The organism is Streptomyces sp. NPDC041135 (assembly GCF_055592085.1).
In genome coordinates this window covers 102,491-122,087 of the sequence record NZ_JBVIYZ010000003.1, presented here as the reverse complement: position 1 = coordinate 122,087, position 19,597 = coordinate 102,491, and the positions used below count along the sequence as shown (strand labels likewise).

Here is a 19,597-nt window from a genome sequence, read left to right as displayed (position 1 = left end):
TCCACCCCTCTCCCACCCCTTCCCTGAAAAAAGCCCGCCCCCCCACCCCCGCACCTCCCCGTCCACCCCACCCCCCTCTCTCCCCCCCCCCTTCCCCCCCCCCGGCACCCCTCCCCCCTCCCCCGGCCCCCCCCCCGCGCCGGGTCGCGGGTGCTCCGGCCCGGGGGGCTCGGGCCACTGCCGGCCGAGCACGTCCGGACGGTCGCTACCGTGGCCCCATGCGCGATCGAGAGCCCGTTCCCGGGCACCCCGAACGGCGGCTGAGCACCAGGGAGACCGCCGAACTGCTCGGCGTGAAGCCCGAAACGGTGTACGCCTACGTGAGCCGCGGACAGCTCAGCAGCAGACGGGGGCCCGGCGGCCGCGCCTCCACCTTCGACGCCGAGGAGGTCGCGGCCCTCGCCCGCCGCAACCGCCGGGAGAGCGCGGGCGGCCCCGGCTTCGGCGGCCAACCGCCGGTCCGCACCGGCATCACGCTCATCGAGGAGGACCGGTACTACTTCCGGGGTGTCGACGCGACCGAGCTGGCCGCCCGCCACAGCTACGAGGAGGTCGCCGAGTGGCTGTGGACGGGCAGACTGACCCCGGGGGTGACGTTCACCGCGCCCGCGGCGAGCGTCCGGACCGTCCGCCGCGCCGTCGACGCCCTGCCCGGGCACACCACCCCCACCGACCGGTTGCGGGTCGCGACGATCGCGGCCGCGGCCGAGGACCCGCTGCGCTTCGACCTGTCCGGGCAGTCCGTGCTGAACACCGCGCGCGTGCTCATCCCCACCCTCGTGGCCGCCCTGCCGCCGCGCGGGCCCGGGCACCGGGACGACGGTCCGCTGGCCCACCGCCTCTGGGACCGGCTGACCGACGAGCCGGCCGACGAGGCGTCAGTGCGCGTGCTGGACACGGCCCTCGCCCTGCTCGCCGACCACGACCTGGCCGCCTCCACGCTGGCGGTGCGGGTCGCCGCCTCCGCCCGGGCGCACCCCTACGCGGCCGTGTCGGCCGGACTCGGCGTGCTGGAGGGTCCGTTGCACGGCGCCGCCGGCGGTCTGGCCCACCGGTTGCTGCTCGACGTGCTGGAGCGGGGCACCGCGGTCCCGGTGATCGCGGACGAACTCCGCGCGGGCCGACGCGTCCCCGGCCTCGGCCACCCGCTCTACACCGGTGAGGACCCGCGCGCTGCGGCCCTGTTCGCCCTGCTGGAACAGATCCCGCGCGCGGAGCCCGCCCTGCTGGCGGCCCGTGACATCGTCGCCACGACCGCCCGCCACGCCCCGCTGCACGCCAACGTCGACCTGGCCCTCGCCGTGCTCACCGCCTCCACCGGCATGCCCGCCACCGCCGCCGAGACGATCTTCGCCGTCGCCCGCACGGCCGGCTGGATCGCACACGCCCTGGAGGAGTACGAGGAGCGCCCGCTGCGCATGCGGCCCAGCGGCCTCTACACGGGCCCGAGGCCGCCTCGACCCCTTCCGGAGTAGGACCCCCGGCGGGACCGCAGCGGGACACGACCACGGCCGGAAGTCGTCTGGGGCCGAGTCAGGTTAGGCTTCCCTGTGTGAGTAGGTGTGCGACCGTCTCCCGCGACCTCGACGAGCCCGTCTCCGGTACGGCGGCCACGGCGACGACCTGGCTGCTGCTGGAACAGCCCGGCCCCTGGGGTGCCCACGCGCTCACTGCGAGCCATCTGGACCCCGAGCTGGGCCGTGCGCTGGAGGCCGCCGCCGAGGACACCGGCGTACGGATCGCGCTCGTCCGGCGCCCGGGGCGCCACGCCGACTCCCGCACCCCCGCGCTGCGCCATGTGTACGCGGCCCACACCGTTCCGGGGAACGTATGGCTGCGCAGCGCCACTGTCGCCGACCCGCGCCGGTTGCTCGGCCTGGACTTCGCCGCCCTCGGCGTGGGCGACCACCGCTCCTTCGACGCGGCCCTCGGCGGACGGCCCCACGAGGACGCCCCGCTCGCGCTCGTGTGCACCAACGGCAAGCGTGACCGCTGCTGCGCCCTGCTGGGCCGCCCGCTGGCGACCGAACTGGCGACGTCCGGCGTGCGGGGCGTGTGGGAGGTCACCCACCTGGGTGGCCACCGCTTCTCGCCGACCGTGCTCGTCCTGCCGCACGGCTACGCGTACGGCCGCGCCGAGGCCCACGCCGTCAAGGAGGTCCTGCACGGGGTCCAGGAGGGCCGGGTGGTCGTGGAGGGATGCCGGGGCAGCTCCGCCTGGCAGCGGCCCGGCCAGGCCGCCGAGCTGGCCGTGCGCTCGGCGGTGGGTGAGTACGCGGCGGGCGTCCTGAAGGTCGTGCACACCGACGGCGCGGCCCCGCGCTGGGAGGTCACCGTCGCCCACACCGACGGCCGGCACTGGCGCGTCACCGTTGCCCAGGGCGCGTCCCTGCCCCCGCGCCCGGAGAGCTGCGGCGCGGCGGTCCTGGGGTCACCGGCCCGGATGGACGTGGTGGCGGTCCGGGAGCTTGCGGCGGCCCTGACGGGCTGACCCGCGCCGAGCCCCGCGACCCGGCCCGGAGCGGGCAAGGAGCGGGCGCGGCGGGCTGGCCGCGAGCGGCGCGGTCAGAGCCGGGGTGGCACGGCGGGAGCGAGGTGGCGCGGCGGGTCGGGAGATCCCCGCCACACCCCCTACGGCGGCACCCTCCCGCCCACGTACCGTCGTGGGCATGAGCCGCACCGCCCCCGCCCGCCGCCTGCGCCTCGCCCTGCCGCGAAGGGCGTTCTCGCAGGTCCTGCTGATGCAGGTGGCGATCGCGGCGGGGGTCGCGGTGCTGGCCACCGGGCTGTTCCTGGCGCCGCTGAGCAGGCAGCTGGACGAGGAGGCGATGCGCCGCGCGCTGGCCATCGCGCAGACCACCGCGCAGGACCCGCTGATCGCCGAGGGCGTCCGCGGCACCCCGCCGGCCGCCGACGGCCCGGTGCAGAAGGAGGCCGAGCGCATCCGGCGGACCACGCACGCCGAGTACGTCGTGGTGCTGGACCGGCGGTGGGTGCGCTGGTCGCACACCGACCCGCGGCAGATCGGCCGCACCGTCTCGACCGACCCGACCCAGGCCCTGGACGGGCACGAGGTCATGGAGATCGACCGGGGCACCCTGGGCCGCTCCGCGCGCGGCAAGGTACCGCTGTACGACGCCCGCGGGCGGATCGTCGGCGCGGTCTCGGTCGGCATCGCCTACGACAGCGTGCGGGCGCGGCTGATCGACGCGATCCCGGGACTGTTCGCCTACGCGGGCGGTGCCCTCGCGGTGGGTGCGCTGGCCGCCTGGCTGATCTCCCGGCGGGTGCAGCGGCAGACTCGTGACCTGGCCTTCTCGGACATCTCGGGGTTGCTCGCGGAGCGCGAGGCGATGCTGCACGGCATCCGGGAGGGGGTCGTGGCGCTCGACAGCGGCGGCCGGGTCCGGCTGCTCAACGACGAGGCGCGGCGGCTGCTCGGCATCGGTGACGAGGCCGTCGGGCGGACCCCGGACGAGGCGCTCGGTACCGGCCGGACGACGGACGTCCTGGCCGGCCGGGTCACCGGCACCGATCTGCTCGCCGTGCGCGGCCGGCGCGTGCTGGTGGCCAACCGCATGCCCACGGGCGACGGCGGCGCCGTGGCCACCCTGCGCGACCGCACCGAACTGGAGCGACTGGGCAGGGAACTCGACTCCACCCGCGGGCTGATCGACGCCCTGCGCGCCCAGGACCACGAGCACGCCAACCGCATGCACACCCTGCTGGGGCTGCTGGAGCTGGAGATGTACGACGACGCCATGGAGTTCGTCGGCGAGGTCGTCGGCGACCGCCGGGTCACCGCCGAGCAGGTCACCGAGAAGATCCGGGACCCGCTGCTGGCCGCGCTGCTGGTCGGCAAGGCGACCGTCGCGGCCGAGCGCGGGGCCGCCCTCCGGATCGCGGACGGCACCTGGCTCCCGGACCGGCTGATCGACCCGCGCGCCCTGGTCACGATGGTGGGCAACCTCGTGGACAACGCCCTGGACGCGGTCGCGGGCGCACCGCACGCGCGCGTGGAGGTCGCGTTGCGCACCGAGGGCCGCACGGTCGTCCTCGACGTGCGCGACACCGGCCCCGGTGTCCCCGAGGAGCAGCGGGAGGCGGTCTTCGCCGACGGGTGGTCCACCAAGCGGCCTCCGCCGCACGGCAAGAGGGGCATCGGGCTGCCCCTGGTGCGCCGGCTCGCCGAACGGCAGGGCGGCAGCGCCGAGGTCGGTGAGGCCGACGGCGGGGGCGCCCGGTTCACGGTCGTCCTGCCCGAGGCCCTGACCGAGCCGGACCCGGAACCCTCGCTCCGGCCGTCCGCGGGAACCGGTGCCCCTGCGGCCTCCGAGGCGGGCCGGGAGGAGGTGCGGTGATCGAGGTCCTGGTCGTGGACGACGACCTCCGCGTCGCGCGGATCAACGCCGCCTACGTCGAGAAGGTGCCCGGCTTCCACGTGGCCGGGCAGGCGCACACCGCCGCCGAGGCCCTGCACCGGCTGGACACGCTGCCGGACCTCGACCTGGTCCTGCTGGACCACTACCTGCCCGACGAGACGGGCCTCTGGGTCGTCCGCGAGATGCGGCGGCGCGGCCACCAGGCCGACGTCATCATGGTCACGGCGGCACGCGACGTGTCGACCGTGCGGGCGGCCATGCGGCACGGCGCGCTGCAGTACCTGGTGAAGCCGTTCGCCTTCCCGGGCCTGCGGGCCAAGCTGGAGGCGTACGCCGAGCTGCGCCGCACACTGGACGGCGGCGGTGAGGCCGAACAGGCCGAGGTGGACCGCATCTTCGGCGCCCTGTCCGCGCCCTCGGAGCCCAGCCTGCCCAAGGGGCACTCCCCGACCACCGCCGAACTGGTGCGCCAGTGCCTGATGAACGCCGGGAGCCCGCTGTCGGCCCAGGAGATCGCCGAACGGACCGGGGTGAGCCGCCAGACCGCCCAGCGGTACCTGAAGCTCCTGGAACGCACCGGACGGACCCGGCTGACCCTGAGATACGGCGACGCCGGCCGCCCCGAACACCGCTACAGCTGGGCGCCCCGCCCCTGAGCGGAACAGCGGGGGACGCCCTCTCCGGCGCGGCCCCTCACACCGCCCCGGCCCCCGTCAGCGACCGCACCTCGGTCTCCGCGTGCCTGGCCTCGTCCGCGACCTCGTCGGAGGTCACCGTGCCGAGCCAGCCGCAGAGGAAGCCCAGCGGGATGGAGACGATGCCCGGGTTCTGCAGCGGGAAGTACTGGAAGTCCACGTCCGGGAAGAGCGAGTCGGGGCTGCCCGACACCACCGGCGAGAGCAGGACCAGCACGAGCGCCGGAATCAGCCCGCCGTACACCGCCCACACCGCGCCCCTGGTGGTGAAGCCCCGCCAGAACAGCGAGTACAACAGCACCGGCAGGTTCGCCGACGCGGCCACCGCGAAGGCGAGCCCGACCAGGAAGGCGACGTTGAGATCGCGGGCGAGCAGTCCGAGCCCGATCGCGACCACCCCGATACCGACGGCCGCCACCCGCGCCACCGTGACCTCACCGTACGGCTCGGCGTCCGGGCGCCGCAGCGACGCGTACAGGTCGTGGGCGACGGACACCGAGGAAGCGAGGGTGATCCCGGCGACCACCGCCAGGATGGTCGCGAAGGCGACGGCCGCCACGACCGCGAACAGCACGGTCCCGCCGGTGGATCCCGCACCGCCGCCCAGGTCCAGCGCGAGCAGGGGCATCGCCGTGTTCCCGGCGGCGTTCGATCCGCGGATGGCCTCCGGGCCGACGATCGCCGTCGCTCCGAACCCGAGGACGATCGTCATCAGGTAGAAACCGCCGATCAGCCCGATCGACCACACCGTCGAACGCCGTGCCGCCCGGGCGGTCGGCACCGTGTAGAAGCGGGACAGGATGTGCGGCAACCCGGCCGTACCCAGCACCAGGGCCAGCCCCAGGCTGATGAAGTCGATCCGGGCGCTCCAGCTCCCGCCGTACTTCAGCCCCGGCGCCAGGAACGCCTTCCCGTGCCCGCTGCGCTCGGCGGCCGTGAGCAGCAGCCGGTCGACGTCCCCGTGGAAGCGCAGCAGCACGAGCACCGTCAGCGTGATCGCCCCGCCCATCAGCAGGACGGCCTTCACGATCTGGATCCAGGTGGTGGCCCGCATCCCGCCCAACGACACGTAGATCACCATGAGCGCGCCGACCCCGATGACCGTCCACGCCTGGGCCGCCTCGCTCGTCCGCCCCAGCAGCAGCGCCACCAGACTGCCCGCACCCACCATCTGCGCCACCAGGTACAGGACGGACACGGTGACGGAGGAGGTCCCCGCGGCGATCCGCACCGGCCGCTCGCTCATCCGCGAGGCGACCACGTCGGCGAGCGTGAAGCGTCCGCAGTTGCGCACCAGTTCCGCGACCAGCAGGAGCACGACCAGCCAGGCGACGAGGAAGCCGACCACGTACAGCAGCCCGTCGTAGCCGACGAGTGCGATCAGCCCGGTGACGCCGAGGAAGGAGGCGGCGGACATGTAGTCACCCGCGATGGCAAACCCGTTCTCCATCGGGGAGAAGAGCCGCCCGCCGACATAGAACTCCTCCGCCGAACCGTGCCGTCTGCGGCTCACCCATGTCGTGATGCCGAGGGTGACGGCGACGAACGCGCTGAACAGCAGCAGGGCCAGTGTTTGATGATGAACGGTCATGCTCTGCCTTCCCTGGCCTCACGCGTCAGTTCCTGGGTGTCCCACCGCAGCTCCAGCGCGGCCCGGTCCCTGCGCAGCCGCGCGTGCCGGGCGTAGGCCCAGGTCAGGAGGAACGTGGTGAGGAACTGGCCCAGGCCTGCCAGCATCCCCACGTTCACCGCGCCGGCCACCGGCCTCGCCATCAGCCCGGGTGCCGTGGTCGCCGTGATCACGTACGCCACGTACCAGGTGAAGAAGAGGGCGACCCCCGGCACCACGAACCTCCGGTACCGGCCGCGCACTTCCTGGAAGGCCGCACTCCGCTGCACCTCGAGATACACGTCCCGGGCCCGCACAGCCGCCCCGTCCCGCTCTCCCCGCGCGGCCGGCACGGCCGCAGCCGGCACACCCGTACCGTCCAGCTCGCCCCAGCCGGACGCCAGCGCGTCGTACCAGGGGTCCTCGTACCTCACCTCGCGGCGGGCCCCGCCGGGATCTTCCTCATGCTCCGCCGACCTCTCGGGACCGTCCCCGACGCCTCGAGCACGACCGTTGCTTGACTGCATGCCCAAGGATGGACAGATCGGGAACATCCGTGACTCTTCTTCCCTCTCCTCTTCACCCCATCAGGTGACTCATCCTGCCGGTGGTCTTACCAGCCCTTTCGCATACGCGTACCGCACGGCCTGCGCACGGTCCTTGAGACCCGTCTTGGCGAAGAGGTTGTTGATGTGTGTCTTCACGGTCGCGGTGGAAACGTGCAGCGCGCGGGCGATCTCCTGGTTGCTGAGGCCCTCGCCGATGAGCACCAGGACCTCGGTCTCCCGCGTGGTCAGCCCGTCGGGCGCTGCGTCGGCCGCCGGTCGCGGTCCGGGCTCCGACAGTCTCTCGAGCAGCCGCCGCTGGATGCTGGGCGACAGGCCGGCCTCCCCCGACAGCACGCTCTCCACGGCCCGCACGATCTCGTCCCCGCCCGCGTCCTTGGTCAGATAACCCCGGGCTCCCGCTCGCAGCGCCGGGAACAGCGACTCGTCGTCCGCGAACGTGGTGAGCACGACCACCTGGGTGCCGGGGTACTCCGACCGGATCCGCCGTGTGGCCTCCACACCGTCGCACCGGGGCATCCGCAGATCCATCAGCACCACGTCGGGGCTGAGTTCGGCGACCAGCCGCACCGCTTCCTCCCCGTCACCGGCCGCCCCGACGACCTCCAGGCCCGGCAGCAGCCCGAGCAGCATCACGATGCCCTCCCGGACCACGGTCTGATCATCGGCGACCACCACTCGCGCCGGCTTCTTCGCCTCCTGGGTCATACCGGCACCCGCAACGTGACCACGAACCCCTCCTCGTCCGGTCCGGCCTCCAGCGAACCTCCCAGCAGTTCGGCCCGCTCCCGCATACCCAGCAGACCGTATCCGGCGCCGGCCCCCGTCAGCTCGCCCGGTCTGCCCCCCGAGTCCCGCACGGCGAGCGTCACATGGTGCTCGGCGTAGTCCAGCCGCAGCTGGACCTTGGCGCCCTGGGCGTGCTTGCGGACGTTCGTCAGTGCCTCCTGCGCCACCCGGCGCACGGCCTGGGACGCCTCGGCGCGCAGAGGCCTGCGCTCACCCGTGACGGTGACCTCGGCACCGGCGGCGCCGCTGACGAGTTCGCTCAGGAAATCCTCCAGGGGCGTCAGCTCACCGCGCAGGGCGGACAGCGCCTGCCGGGTCTCGGCGAGACCGTCGCGGGCCATCCCCCGGGCCGCCACCACCCGGTCGAGGATCTGCTCCCGGTCGGCGCCGCGCTCGATCAGCAGCCGGGCCGCCTCCAGGTGCACGAGCTGTGCCGAGAGGCTGTGGGCCAGCACGTCATGGATCTCCCTGGCGATCCTGGCGCGCTCGGCCAGCGCCGCCGACTCCGCCTCCGCGACGCGCGCGGCCCGTTCCTGGGCGAGGAGTCTTTGGGCGCCGCCCCTCGCCTCGGCGTCCAGCCGCAGGACGTATCCCGCGAGCACCAGCCCGGTGACGGTGGCCGCGGTGGTCAGCCACACCTCGTGGTTGTAGACGGAGAAGCAGGCGAGGGACACGGACGTCACGGGCACCGCCGCGGCGAGAGGCAGCCGCTCCAGCGCCGAGATCCCGCAGCCGCACCACAGCACCAGGGCCGGCGCTCTGAAACCCGTGCTCTGGGCGACAGCGGCGATCACCAGGAGCAGGCTGACGAGTGCCATCGAGGGCAGCAGCCGGTGCGCGAGAGTGGTCCGGAAGAAGGCCCAGGAGACGAAGGCGGCCAGGAGGACTCCGGCACCGGCCGCGATCCCGCCCAGGACACCGACATGAGTGCGGCTGAGAGCAGCCCACAGCAGCATGCCGAGCACCAGCGACCTGACGACCCGGGTGAGCAGCTGCCGGGCGCGGGTGCTCCCCGCGCGTCCGAGTGCCTCGCGGGACGGCCAGCGTGTCCAGGCGGTCACCATCACACCCGCTCCTTCCCGGTCGGGCAGGGCAGGGCGTCACCGTATGTCCAGGCCGGTCCGGCTGCGGGCCTTCCGGCCGGGGCACCTCCGCGGGTGTCGGTGAAGCTGCGCGAGGGGGCGCCCGCGGAGGTACGCACGGGCCCGAGGGAGCGCGCCCGCCAGGTGACGACCCCCGACCGGACCAGCAGAGTGGCCGCGAGCCCGAGCATGAGGGAGGAGCTGTCCTGGCGCACACCGAGCACCACGCCGAGACCGAAGGTGGCCGCGCGCAGTCCCAGGCCCGCGCCCCACACCGCGACGCTCGCCTTGGTGCCCTTGGTCCACACCACACCGTCCGGCGCCGTCCAGACTCGGGTGGTCCACGCCCAGCCGGCTCCCACGGCCAGACCGGTGATCAGCTCGACCGCCAGAAGCAGGGCCGACTCGATGGGGTGACGGTCGTCGAGTATGCCGGGTTCACGCAGGGCCACCACCGCGACGATCAGCGGCAGCAACCACCAGCGACGGTCGGTGTCGACGGGCGCCGCGCGGAACTGCCGCGCGATCACCACGGCGACGACCACGACGATCACCAACGCGTTGACGAGCCCGGGCATCGGAGCCTCCTTGAGCGGAAGGGACGAGCCGGGAGCGAGCGCTTCCGACGCCTTCGAATCTACGGAGATTCGCAGCTCGGCTGATCGGCGCGGGGGTGGATCAAGGGTGGAAAGACAGAGCCGGGAGCGTCCACCCCAGGGTGGAGCAGCACCGCAGTGGAGGAGCACCACTGCGCAAGGGGCGGGGCCCGCCGGGAGCGAGGCCGGCTGACGGCCTGTGCCCAGCACCGCACTCGGCGGCCACCCCTGCCCGGCCTTCAGCGGCAACGCCGCCGCACCGCGCCGCCCTCCCCCGCGCACATCCCGGCCGGGGTGTGCGCGGGACAGCGGCTAGGCGTCGATCCGTGACCGGTCCAGCGTTGCCGCCGAGTTGGAGATGAACTCCTTGCGGGGCGCCACGTCGTTGCCCATCAGCAGGTCGAACACCTGCTCGGCGGCTTCCAGGTCGGAGAGGTTGATCCGCCGCAGGGTGCGGTGGCGCGGGTCCATGGTCGTCTCGGCCAGCTGGTCGGCGTCCATCTCCCCCAGGCCCTTATAACGCTGGATGGAGTCCTTGTACCGGATGTTCTTGCTCTGCAGCTCCATCAGCTTGTCGCGCAGCTCGCGGTCGGAGTAGGTGTAGACGTACTTGTCCTGCCCCTTCTTCGGCTGGGTCAGCTCGATGCGGTGCAGCGGCGGCACGGCGGCGAAGACCCGGCCCGCCTCGACCATCGGCCGCATGTACCGCTGGAACAGCGTCAGCAGCAGACAGCGGATGTGGGAGCCGTCCACATCGGCGTCCGTCATCATGATGATCTTGCCGTAGCGCGCCGCGTCGATGTCGAAGGTGCGGCCGGAGCCGGCTCCTATGACCTGGATGATCGCGCCGCACTCGGCGTTCTTGAGCATGTCGGTGACCGACGACCGCTGCACGTTGAGGATCTTGCCGCGGATCGGCAGGAGTGCCTGGAACTCCGAGTTGCGGGCCAGCTTCGCCGTGCCGAGCGCGGAGTCGCCCTCGACGATGAACAGCTCGCTGCGGTCCACGTCGTCGCTGCGGCAGTCGGCGAGCTTGGCCGGCAGGGACGAGGACTCCAGGGCGGTCTTCCGGCGCTGGGCGTCCTTGTGCTGGCGGGCCGCGATGCGCGTACGGGCGGCGGCGACGGCCTTCTCCATGACGACCCTGGCCTGGGCCGCCGCGTCCCGCTTGGTGGAGGTGAGGAAGGCCTTCAGCTCCTTGGAGACGACGTTGTTCACGATGCGGCGGGCCGCCGAGGTGCCGAGCACCTCCTTCGTCTGCCCTTCGAACTGCGGCTCGGCCAGTCGCACGGTGACGACCGCGGTGAGGCCTTCCAGGGCGTCGTCCTTGACGATGTTGTCCTCGGCGACGCGCAGCAGCTTCTTGGCGCGCAGCACCTCGTTCATCGTCTGGGTGACGGCGCCCTCGAAGCCGGCGACATGGGTGCCGCCCTTGGGGGTGGCGATGATGTTGACGAACGACTTCAGGGTCGTGTCGTAGCCGGTTCCCCAGCGCAGCGCGACGTCCACGCCGAGTTCACGGGTGACCTCGGTGGGGGTCATCTGGCCGTGCTCGTCCAGGACGGGGACGGTCTCCTTGAAGGTGCCCTGACCGGAGAGGCGCAGGACGTCGCAGACCGCCTTGTCGGTGGCCAGGTACTCGCAGAACTCGCTGATGCCGCCGTCGAAGCGGAAGGACTCCTCGCCCTTGCTGCCGCCCTCACCGAGGCCGTACTCGTCGCGGACGACGATGGTGAGCCCGGGCACCAGGAACGCGGTCTGGCGGGCGCGCTGGTGCAGCGTCTCCAGGGAGAGCTTGGCGTCCTTGAGGAAGATCTGGCGGTCGGCCCAGTAGCGCACGCGCGTGCCCGTGCGGTTCTTCGGGATCTTCTTGGGCTTGCGCAGGCCGCTCTTGGCCTCGAACGCGGCGTCCGGGCCGGCCGACGCGAACGCGCCCGGCACTCCGCGCCGGAAGCTGATGGCGTGGGTGTGGCCGCTGCGGTCCACCTCGACGTCCAGCCGGGCGGAGAGGGCGTTGACCACGGAGGCACCGACGCCGTGCAGACCGCCGGAGGCGGCGTACGACCCGCCGCCGAACTTTCCGCCGGCGTGCAGCTTGGTCATGACGACCTCGACCCCGGAGAGGCCGGTCTTCGGCTCGACGTCCACGGGGATGCCGCGGCCGTTGTCCCGCACCTCGACCGAGCCGTCGTCGTGGAGGAGTACCTCGATGTGGTCGCAGTAACCACCGAGGGCCTCGTCCACCGAGTTGTCGATGATCTCCCACAGGCAGTGCATCAGGCCGCGGCTGTCTGTCGACCCGATGTACATGCCAGGGCGCTTGCGCACGGCTTCGAGGCCCTCGAGGACGAGCAGGTGCCGCGCGGTGTAGTTGGAACCGTCCCGGTCTGCTCCTGCCAGCAGCGCTGTGGACGGCACGGACGTATCGGCGGTCACGCGGTTCGCTCCTCGCTGAATTTCAGATGGGCCCCTTTTGGGTAAGGGGCAGGCTTCGGTTGCCGCTCAGAGGGTACCGAGGCCTGGTAGAGCCGTTGTCACGCCACCCTCGTCGGGAACTCAGACTAGTCCAGCCTCGTATGAGTGTTCGATCCTTCGATGGAGTGAAACACACATCACGTTCCCTTCGAGGCATGAACCATTTAGGCTCCGGGCACGTCCTCATGCACAACCGGCAACCCAGCCGGGAGGACAAGACCCGACAGACAGCGCGAAACCGTAAGTACACAAGAGACGCACTACGGCACATTCGCCGCCAACCGGCAGCAGACAGCCGCCCCGAGAAATTTTTTTCGAGGAAATGCCACGAGCGGGAACGTTTTCGGGCTGGTTGGATGTTGACCCTGGTACGACAGCTCGTCGAGCTAGAGAAGAGGCGACGTGACTACTGTTCTGACCCCTGCGAGCCCGCTGACCGCGGCCGATCGCTGCGACCGGTGCGGCGCCCAGGCCTACCTGCGCGTCGTCCTGCTGAGCGGCGGAGAACTGCTCTTCTGCGCCCACCACGGCCGCAAGTTCGAGCCGGAACTCAAGAAGATCGCCGCTGAGATACAGGACGAGTCGGAGCGGCTGACGTCCTCGCCGGCGTCCGAAGCCGCCGAAGAAGAGCGCTGATATCTCGCACCCACGACGAGCCAGCTCCTCCGGCACAGGCCGGTCGACGGGCGGCCACTCCTCCCAGGAGCGGCCGCCCGTCCTCGTACATCCCCCTGGGCCCCGCGTCCGCCGTGGGCCCGCAGAGGGCCTGTCAGGGCTCTTGTGGGCCGCTTTCCACCATGGGCGCCCCCAGCGTCGGCGCGATGGCCGATACGCGGGTGTAGACCCCGGGGCTGCCGGGCTGTCCGCAGCCGTCCCCCCACGAGACCAGCCCGATCAGCCGGCCCCCGGCCACCAGCGGGCCTCCGCTGTCGCCCTGGCAGGCGTCCGGGCCTCCCGCGGTTTCACCGGCACACAGCATGGAGTCGGCGCGGTAGGTGCCCTGAGGACCGCCTGGGTAGGCGCGGGCGCACTGATCGTCGGACAGCACGCGTACGCGTGCGGCGTGCAGCCGACGCGCATAGGCCCCGTCGCCGGTCGTGTCACCCCATCCGGAGACCAGCGCACTCGTCCCGGGCGCGTACGCCGGGTCGCCCGCATCCGCCATGCCGATCACGGCGCCCTGCGGCAGAGGGCCGGCGAGCGTGATCACGGCGAAGTCGCCGGTGTCGCGGACCGCGTCGTAGGCCGGGTTCACCCGGACCTCACGCACGGCGACCTCCTCACCCCGGGCCGACAACAGGTCTGTGCGGCCCGCGATGACCTTGAGGTCGCGCAGCCGTTCCGCAGGCCCGCCCAGCAGCTCCTCGGCCAGGCAGTGGGCCGCGGTCAGCACGGTCGTCCTGCCGACGGCCACACCGCCGCAGAACTGGCCCGCCCGTACTCCCCCGAACCGGTCACGGCTGGCCAGTGCCACCGTCCACGGGGCTTGTGACACGTCGATCGGAAACCCCCCGACGACGATGCCGTCGGCGGCTGCGGGGGCCGCTCCGGTCAGCGGTATCACGGCCATGGTGGCCGCCATGACCAGCGGCCGGACCAGCGCACGGCCAGAGAAACGACGCATGCGGGCTCCTCACTCTCGGGTGGAATCGGAACACCCACAGTCATGCAGAGCGCCGCACGCCGCAGCCCGAAGGCCCGGGTGCCTGGGAGGTACCGGGCCACCTGGGGGGACTGGGCCGCCTGGGGATGCCGCGCCAGGGGGTTACCCGCTCGAGTCGCCAACAGATCACGGCCCTAACCGAGTGGCGGCATCTCGAACGAGCCGAAGGGCCCCGGATTCCCAGATCGACCACCAAGAGGGCGCCGGCGCGGAAGCCACGGGCTCTTTCGTCGGCTCGTCGGCATGCAAAAGCGCCCCTCAACCCGCAGAACAGCAGGTCAAGGGGCGCCTTCGACGCAACGGCCTAGTCGAGGTAGTCGCGCAGCACCTGCGAACGCGAGGGGTGACGCAGCTTCGACATGGTCTTGGACTCGATCTGACGGATGCGCTCGCGCGTGACGCCGTACACCTTGCCGATCTCGTCGAGGGTCTTCGGCTGACCGTCGGTGAGACCGAACCGCATGGAGACGACGCCGGCCTCGCGCTCGGACAGGGTGTCCAGGACCGAGTGCAGCTGCTCCTGCAGGAGGGTGAAGCTGACGGCGTCGGCCGGGACGACGGCCTCGGAGTCCTCGATGAGGTCACCGAACTCGCTGTCACCGTCCTCACCGAGCGGCGTGTGCAGGGAGATCGGCTCGCGGCCGTACTTCTGGACCTCGATGACCTTCTCCGGGGTCATGTCGAGTTCCTTGGCCAGCTCCTCCGGGGTGGGCTCGCGGCCCAGGTCCTGGAGCATCTGGCGCTGCACGCGCGCGAGCTTGTTGATGACCTCGACCATGTGCACCGGGATACGGATGGTGCGGGCCTGGTCGGCCATGGCGCGGGTGATCGCCTGACGGATCCACCAGGTGGCGTACGTGGAGAACTTGTAGCCCTTGGTGTAGTCGAACTTCTCGACCGCGCGGATCAAACCGAGGTTGCCCTCCTGGATCAGGTCCAGGAAGAGCATGCCGCGGCCGGTGTAGCGCTTGGCCAGGGAGACCACCAGACGGAGGTTGGCCTCGAGGAGGTGGTTCTTGGCCCGGCGGCCGTCCTCGGCGATGATCTCCAGCTCGCGCTTGAGCTTCGGCGCCAGCTTGTCGGAGTTCGCCAGCTTGTCCTCGGCGAACAGGCCCGCCTCGATGCGCTTGGCCAGCTCGACCTCCTGCTCGGCGTTGAGCAGGGGGACCTTGCCGATCTGCTTGAGGTAGTCCTTGACCGGGTCGGCGGTGGCACCCGCAGCGGCGACCTGCTGCGCGGGCGCGTCGTCCTCGTCGTCGTCGGAGAGTACGAAGCCGGCGCTCTCGGTGACGGCCTCCGGCTCCTCGCCGGGCTTGACCTCCTCGAGCACCTCCTCCTCGAGGACCTCGCCGTCGTCCTTCTTGCCGGCCGTCTTCTTGGCCGCGACCTTCTTGGCGGTGGCCTTCTTGGCCGGCGCCGCCTTCTTGGCCACCGCCTTCTTGGCGACGGCCTTCTTGGCGGGCGCGGCTTCCTCGGCGGGGTCGACGGCGACCGGCTCGGCGGGGGCGGCCGGGGCTTCGGTGCCGACGGTGGCCTTCCGAGTGGTCACGGTCTTGGCCGGGACCGCCTTGGTGGCGGTGCGCTTGGCCGGACTCTTCGCTGCGACGCTCTTACGGGTGCGCTTGGGCTCCGCGGCACTGACCATCAGCGTCACACCCTCTTCCTCAAGGATCTGGTTGAGGCTGCGCAGTACGTTCTTCCACTGAGTGGCCGGAATCTGGTCAGCTTCGAAGGCCCGACGCACATCGTCGCCGGCGATCTGCCCCTCAGCCTTTCCCCGCTCAATGAGAGCCATGACAGAGACGGACTCGGCGATCTCCGGCGGGAGCGTACGGGATGTGCTGGCCGACACGAACAACCTCTCGGAACGTTGGAAAACGGCTTCCGGCCCCGTCCACGACGGACAGGAACCGACCACCGGCCTTGGGGATGGGCCGACGGCGCGGGCGGGGGCCGGGAAGATGCACAGCGCCTTCTGGGGCGTCCGTATTCCTTCCGCGGCTGTCACCTCTTAGGTCATCGCGCTGCCCCCGCGAGCGTTACGCCCAATCTGCGTGGCCCGAGTCACACCCCGTAAGCGGTCAAAAAATGTCAAACACAAACAGATCGGACAGAACACATCACCTCAACCCTGATCAGAGACCCCCGGGCGGCCTGGCCCTGTCGCACCGTCGGACCCCGCCGGACCTCACTGGTCCGGCAGGGTCCGACGACGCCCGACGAAAGCCGGTTGCCGGGTCCGGCACCGCCACGCGGACGCGACACGTGCCGATCGCACGGTCCTCGGCGCGACTCAGTGCTCGCGCGGCGCGGGAACCACGCGCTCGACCTCGGGGTGGATGGTGAGCAGGTGGCGCATGGCCGACTCGGCCGCCGTCCCGTCACCGGTGCCGAGGGCGTCGACGATGCGCGCGTGCTGCGCCACGGAGGCCTCACTCGGGCGGTCGCAGCCCGTGACCGGGCCCCCGGAGACCTGAAGGGCGGCAGACACGATGCCGGAGAGGTGTTCGAGCATACGGTTGCCCGCCATCTGGATGAGCATGGCGTGGAACTCGGAGTCGGCACGCGAGAAGGTGAGCGCGTCCCCCTGGGCCAGGGCGTGGCTCATGATCTCGACCATGTCGGAGAGGCGCTGCTGCACATCCTCGCGCCCGTGCCCGGCGGCGAGGCGGGCGGCGAGCGGCTCGATGGTCCAGCGCAGCTCGCTCAGCTCCCGGCGCTGGTCGTCGCGCTGCGGCCCGAAGGCCCGCCATTCGATGATGTCCGGGTCGAGGAGGTTCCAGTCGCTCACCGGACGCACGCGCGTGCCGACGTTCGGACGGGCGCTGACCAGGCCCTTGGCCTCCAGGACCCGGAGCGACTCACGGACGACGGTGCGGGAGACCTCGAAACGCTGGCCGATCTCCTCGGGCACCAGCGGACGGTCCGCCCCCAGGTCACCCGAGACAATCATCTGACCCAGCTGCTGGACGAGCTGGCCGTGCAGTCCGCGGCCACGGCTGCCGGCGGTCCGCCGGCCGACACGGCCCAGCTCCGGGTCCGCCGTCTCCCAGGCGGGCGCTCCGACACGGTCGACCATCGGGGCCTCCGCGAAGGGGTAGCGGTCGAGTTCGCCCGGTCCGACCAGACCAGAGTCTGAGGAGCGGGCGGCGGTCATCATGGTGTGCGCAAGGGTACTCACGGATCCTTTGTCGGCGCCGTCTCCAACTCCCTTGAGGTCTTTGGTGAAAAGCACACGAAAGGGTGATCGCTCACCGCGCCGCAATTGACGCCTTATCGGAAAGAAATGGGCGTTCCCCGGGGAGTTGTGCGCACAGAGGGATCGGAATCGCACGGACGGTCGTCATCGGACCCTGGCCCGCAAGATCGTGAACACGTACGCGCACAACAGCGCGGCCAGCGTCAACGCCAGTGCCCCTCCCACGGGTTGGGCCACGACGCGGGCCAGGCCGACCAGGTAGCGCTCTCCTCCGAAGGGCCACTGGAGCAGGAACAGCTGTCGCATGCGCAACGGGAACCCGGCTGCGGCCCGCACCGCTTGACCTCGCAGTGCCTTCTCCGCGAGGGGGACGAGGACCACGGGGACGGCGAGCACCGCGGCGAGCCCGCCCGTGGTCGACCGGAACACACCCGCCGCCAGTACGCCGGCCCATGCGCACCCGACCGTCAGACCGAACCAGCTCGCGACGGCCGGCAGCCAGTCGGCGGGAACGTGCGTGAGTTCCCGTCCGTAGACGAGGTAGAGCGCTTCGGCGTCGCAGCCCAGGGTGAGGAAGGCGAGCAGCGCTGCGGTGGCGCCGGAGACGACGAGTTTCGCGGCGAGCAGCGCCAGCCGGCGGGGCACGGTGCCGCGGTCCGCGGCCAGGGCGGGGTGGCGGAACTCGTCCCCGAACGCCAGCGCGCCGAGCAGTCCCGCCGCCAGTGCCGCCGGCGGCAGCGGTAGCTCCCGCGGCCAGGCGGCGAACAGCCGCGCCGGTGGCGTGTGTCCGTGGCGGGCCAGCAGTACGGCGGTGATCGCGGACAGCGCCAGTACGGCCCCGCAGGTCAGGAAGCCGGTGCTGATGCCGGCGGCGCGCCTGACTTCGTAGCGCAGGGGGCGCAGGGGGCTGCGCGCGATGCGTACGGAGATGGGGGGCGGGAGGGGGGAAGCGGCTCCGAGGGTGGTTACGTCGGCGCGGGGGGACGGCGCGGGCCGGGGCGTGCCGTTGCCCGCGGAGGCGCCGGGCGGTGTGGTCGCCACGGCGGGGGCGGAAGTCTTTCGCGACGCGCCGGGAGGGAACGAGGACGCGCCGGTGCCCGATGCGGCCGGGCAGGTCTCGGGGGCTCGGGCCCCCTCGAGGGTGCGCTCGCCCGCGGAGGTCTGGGATTCCGCGGGCGTGGTCAGGTCCGCGACGCCGTCCGCGACGTCGTCGGACGCCGGGGCCTTCGCGCTCCGCGCGACGCTCGTGTCGTCGAGGTCGTCGAGGTCGTCGGCGGCGTCGGCGGCGTCGGCGGCGTGTTGGAACAGGGCTTGCGGGTCGGCCTGGGCCGGGTCCGTGTCGGCCGCGGCATCGGCGTCCCGTGTCGGCAGCGACTCGGACGACTTTCCGGAACGCGGTCGCCCGGGTGCCGGTCGTACGCCGCCGGCAGGGGCCGGGTCCGCCTGGTCGGTGTCGGCCGCCGCCCGGGGAAGTCGGTCCCCGGCGAGGGACTCGACCGCGATGCGTTCCGCCTCGGCACCGGCCTGCTGATCACCGATCAGCGCCACGCCGCCGGCCCGTACCGCCTCCGTAGTCTGGGAGCCGGCGGCGATCCGCTGCCGGCCGACCAGTGCCGGCTCGCCGGCCTGCCGCTGACCGTCCACCGGGGCGCCGTCCGCGTCTGCCCTCATATCGCCTACCTCGTCGGCGAGTTGGTGGATGAGGACGCCGTGCCGGAACGCGGTCTCGCCGATGTCGGCGGTCGTACTGCCGTACACCGACAGGCGGTTGCCGCCCTCCTGGACGACTTCCACGGAGCGGCGGTCGGCGCGGGCCTCCTTCGTGAGCAGCGCGGCGAGGCGGGCCGCGTGCGGGCTGCGGACGGCCACCCGCGGGCGCAGCCGGGTACGCGCGAACTCCGCGGCCTCCTGATCCGCGACGAGCCGGCCGTGGTCCAGGCTGACGACCCGGTCGGCGGTCCGGGCGGCCTCCTTCGGGTCGGCCGTGGTGAACAGCACCGTGCCGCCCTGCGCCGCGTGCGCCCGCAGCACCCCGTGCAGCCAACGGCTTTCGGAGACGGAGAGCCCGTCGGTGGGTTCGTCCAGGACGAGCGTGTGCGGGTCGGGCAGCAGGGCGCAGGCCAGTCCGAGGCGGCGGTCCATGCCGCGGGAGAGCGTCCCGAGCCGTTCCTCGCGCAGGCTGACCAGGCCGACCACTTCGAGGACTTCGTCGGCACGCCTGGCCGGGACTCCCGCCGCGGCGCACAGCATGCGCAGATGCCCGCGGACCGTGCGCGCCGGATGTCCGGGCACGTCCCCGAGGAGCACGCCGACCTCGCGTGCCGGGTGGGCGACGCGGTGCAGGGGCCGCCCTCTGAAGTAGGTGATGCCCCGCCCCGGTTGGAGTTCGAGCATCAGCCTGAGCACCGTTGTCTTGCCCGCGCCCGCCGCTGCCAGGAGCGCGGTGACATGACCCGCGCGCGCTGCGAAGGAGACGTCGTCGACGGCGGGCGGGTGCGCCTTGCGGGGATTGCTGGTCAGTCCGAAGGCCTCGATCACCTG

The 19,597-nt window shown here is 72.2% G+C and carries 15 protein-coding genes; 5 read left to right on the top strand and 10 right to left on the bottom strand.

Annotated elements, in window-relative coordinates:
- The first annotated feature begins 218 nt into the window (after positions 1 to 218).
- From ACZ6CZ_RS08845 to ACZ6CZ_RS08830, 4 genes are all read left to right on the top strand, one after another.
- Positions 219 to 1,475: a citrate/2-methylcitrate synthase gene (locus tag ACZ6CZ_RS08845; protein ID WP_469016827.1), complete on the top strand. Its 1,257-nt coding sequence runs from the start codon at positions 219 to 221 to the stop codon at positions 1,473 to 1,475.
- Positions 1,476 to 1,552: 77 nt separating this feature from the next.
- Complete coding sequence (locus ACZ6CZ_RS08840) at positions 1,553 to 2,491, top strand: sucrase ferredoxin (protein WP_469016825.1); 939 nt, start codon at positions 1,553 to 1,555, stop codon at positions 2,489 to 2,491.
- Between the two features lie 178 nt (positions 2,492 to 2,669).
- On the top strand, positions 2,670 to 4,361 hold the full coding sequence (locus ACZ6CZ_RS08835) for a sensor histidine kinase (protein ID WP_469016822.1): 1,692 nt from the start codon (positions 2,670 to 2,672) through the stop codon (positions 4,359 to 4,361).
- Positions 4,358 to 5,038: a response regulator gene (locus ACZ6CZ_RS08830; RefSeq protein WP_469016820.1), complete on the top strand. Its 681-nt coding sequence runs from the start codon at positions 4,358 to 4,360 to the stop codon at positions 5,036 to 5,038. Before ACZ6CZ_RS08835 ends, ACZ6CZ_RS08830 begins: the two co-directional genes overlap by 4 nt.
- A 37-nt stretch (positions 5,039 to 5,075) precedes the next feature.
- On the opposite strand, the gene ACZ6CZ_RS08825 is transcribed toward ACZ6CZ_RS08830, so the two are convergent.
- From ACZ6CZ_RS08825 to ACZ6CZ_RS08800, 6 genes are all read right to left on the bottom strand, one after another.
- Positions 5,076 to 6,668 (bottom strand): solute symporter family protein, encoded by a 1,593-nt coding sequence (locus ACZ6CZ_RS08825; protein ID WP_469016817.1) that lies wholly within the window; start codon positions 6,666 to 6,668, stop codon positions 5,076 to 5,078.
- A complete protein-coding gene (locus ACZ6CZ_RS08820) occupies positions 6,665 to 7,213 on the bottom strand; it encodes a DUF485 domain-containing protein (protein ID WP_469016815.1) in 549 nt (182 codons plus the stop codon). The genes ACZ6CZ_RS08825 and ACZ6CZ_RS08820 overlap by 4 nt, the downstream gene beginning before the upstream one ends.
- Positions 7,214 to 7,282: 69 nt before the next feature.
- Positions 7,283 to 7,960, bottom strand: a complete 678-nt coding sequence (locus ACZ6CZ_RS08815) for a response regulator transcription factor (protein ID WP_469016813.1) — start codon at positions 7,958 to 7,960, stop codon at positions 7,283 to 7,285.
- Positions 7,957 to 9,105 (bottom strand): sensor histidine kinase, encoded by a 1,149-nt coding sequence (locus tag ACZ6CZ_RS08810; protein WP_469016810.1) that lies wholly within the window; start codon positions 9,103 to 9,105, stop codon positions 7,957 to 7,959. The genes ACZ6CZ_RS08815 and ACZ6CZ_RS08810 overlap by 4 nt, the downstream gene beginning before the upstream one ends.
- Positions 9,105 to 9,701: a DUF1453 domain-containing protein gene (locus tag ACZ6CZ_RS08805; RefSeq protein WP_469016807.1), complete on the bottom strand. Its 597-nt coding sequence runs from the start codon at positions 9,699 to 9,701 to the stop codon at positions 9,105 to 9,107. The genes ACZ6CZ_RS08810 and ACZ6CZ_RS08805 overlap by 1 nt, the downstream gene beginning before the upstream one ends.
- Positions 9,702 to 10,031: 330 nt before the next feature.
- A complete protein-coding gene (locus tag ACZ6CZ_RS08800; protein WP_469016805.1) occupies positions 10,032 to 12,155 on the bottom strand; it encodes a DNA gyrase/topoisomerase IV subunit B in 2,124 nt (707 codons plus the stop codon).
- Positions 12,156 to 12,596: 441 nt separating this feature from the next.
- On the opposite strand from ACZ6CZ_RS08800, the gene ACZ6CZ_RS08795 reads away from it, so the two are divergent.
- Entirely contained in the window at positions 12,597 to 12,830 is a 234-nt protein-coding gene (locus ACZ6CZ_RS08795) for a DUF7455 domain-containing protein (protein ID WP_469016802.1), read from the top strand.
- A gap of 133 nt (positions 12,831 to 12,963) precedes the next feature.
- On the opposite strand, the gene ACZ6CZ_RS08790 is transcribed toward ACZ6CZ_RS08795, so the two are convergent.
- From ACZ6CZ_RS08790 to ACZ6CZ_RS08775, 4 genes are all read right to left on the bottom strand, one after another.
- Entirely contained in the window at positions 12,964 to 13,818 is an 855-nt protein-coding gene (locus ACZ6CZ_RS08790) for a S1 family peptidase (protein WP_469016798.1), read from the bottom strand.
- 343 nt (positions 13,819 to 14,161) lie between these two features.
- A complete protein-coding gene (locus ACZ6CZ_RS08785) occupies positions 14,162 to 15,709 on the bottom strand; it encodes an RNA polymerase sigma factor (protein ID WP_469016795.1) in 1,548 nt (515 codons plus the stop codon).
- A gap of 441 nt (positions 15,710 to 16,150) precedes the next feature.
- Entirely contained in the window at positions 16,151 to 17,038 is an 888-nt protein-coding gene (locus ACZ6CZ_RS08780) for a FadR/GntR family transcriptional regulator (RefSeq protein ID WP_469016792.1), read from the bottom strand.
- A 162-nt stretch (positions 17,039 to 17,200) separates the two neighbouring features.
- On the bottom strand, positions 17,201 to 19,594 hold the full coding sequence (locus tag ACZ6CZ_RS08775; RefSeq protein ID WP_469016791.1) for an ABC transporter ATP-binding protein: 2,394 nt from the start codon (positions 19,592 to 19,594) through the stop codon (positions 17,201 to 17,203).
- Between the last annotated feature and the right edge of the window lie 3 nt (positions 19,595 to 19,597).

What these genes read in the sequence shown, in the direction of transcription:
- ACZ6CZ_RS08845 (WP_469016827.1), top strand. Translation starts at nt 219, where the DNA reads ATGCGCGATCGAGAGCCCGTTCCCGGGCACCCCGAACGGCGGCTGAGC.
- ACZ6CZ_RS08835 (WP_469016822.1), top strand. Translation starts at nt 2,670, where the DNA reads ATGAGCCGCACCGCCCCCGCCCGCCGCCTGCGCCTCGCCCTGCCGCGA.
- ACZ6CZ_RS08825 (WP_469016817.1), bottom strand. Translation starts at nt 6,668, where the DNA reads ATGACCGTTCATCATCAAACACTGGCCCTGCTGCTGTTCAGCGCGTTC.
- ACZ6CZ_RS08820 (WP_469016815.1), bottom strand. Translation starts at nt 7,213, where the DNA reads ATGCAGTCAAGCAACGGTCGTGCTCGAGGCGTCGGGGACGGTCCCGAG.
- ACZ6CZ_RS08815 (WP_469016813.1), bottom strand. Translation starts at nt 7,960, where the DNA reads ATGACCCAGGAGGCGAAGAAGCCGGCGCGAGTGGTGGTCGCCGATGAT.
- ACZ6CZ_RS08810 (WP_469016810.1), bottom strand. Translation starts at nt 9,105, where the DNA reads ATGGTGACCGCCTGGACACGCTGGCCGTCCCGCGAGGCACTCGGACGC.
- ACZ6CZ_RS08805 (WP_469016807.1), bottom strand. Translation starts at nt 9,701, where the DNA reads ATGCCCGGGCTCGTCAACGCGTTGGTGATCGTCGTGGTCGTCGCCGTG.
- ACZ6CZ_RS08790 (WP_469016798.1), bottom strand. Translation starts at nt 13,818, where the DNA reads ATGCGTCGTTTCTCTGGCCGTGCGCTGGTCCGGCCGCTGGTCATGGCG.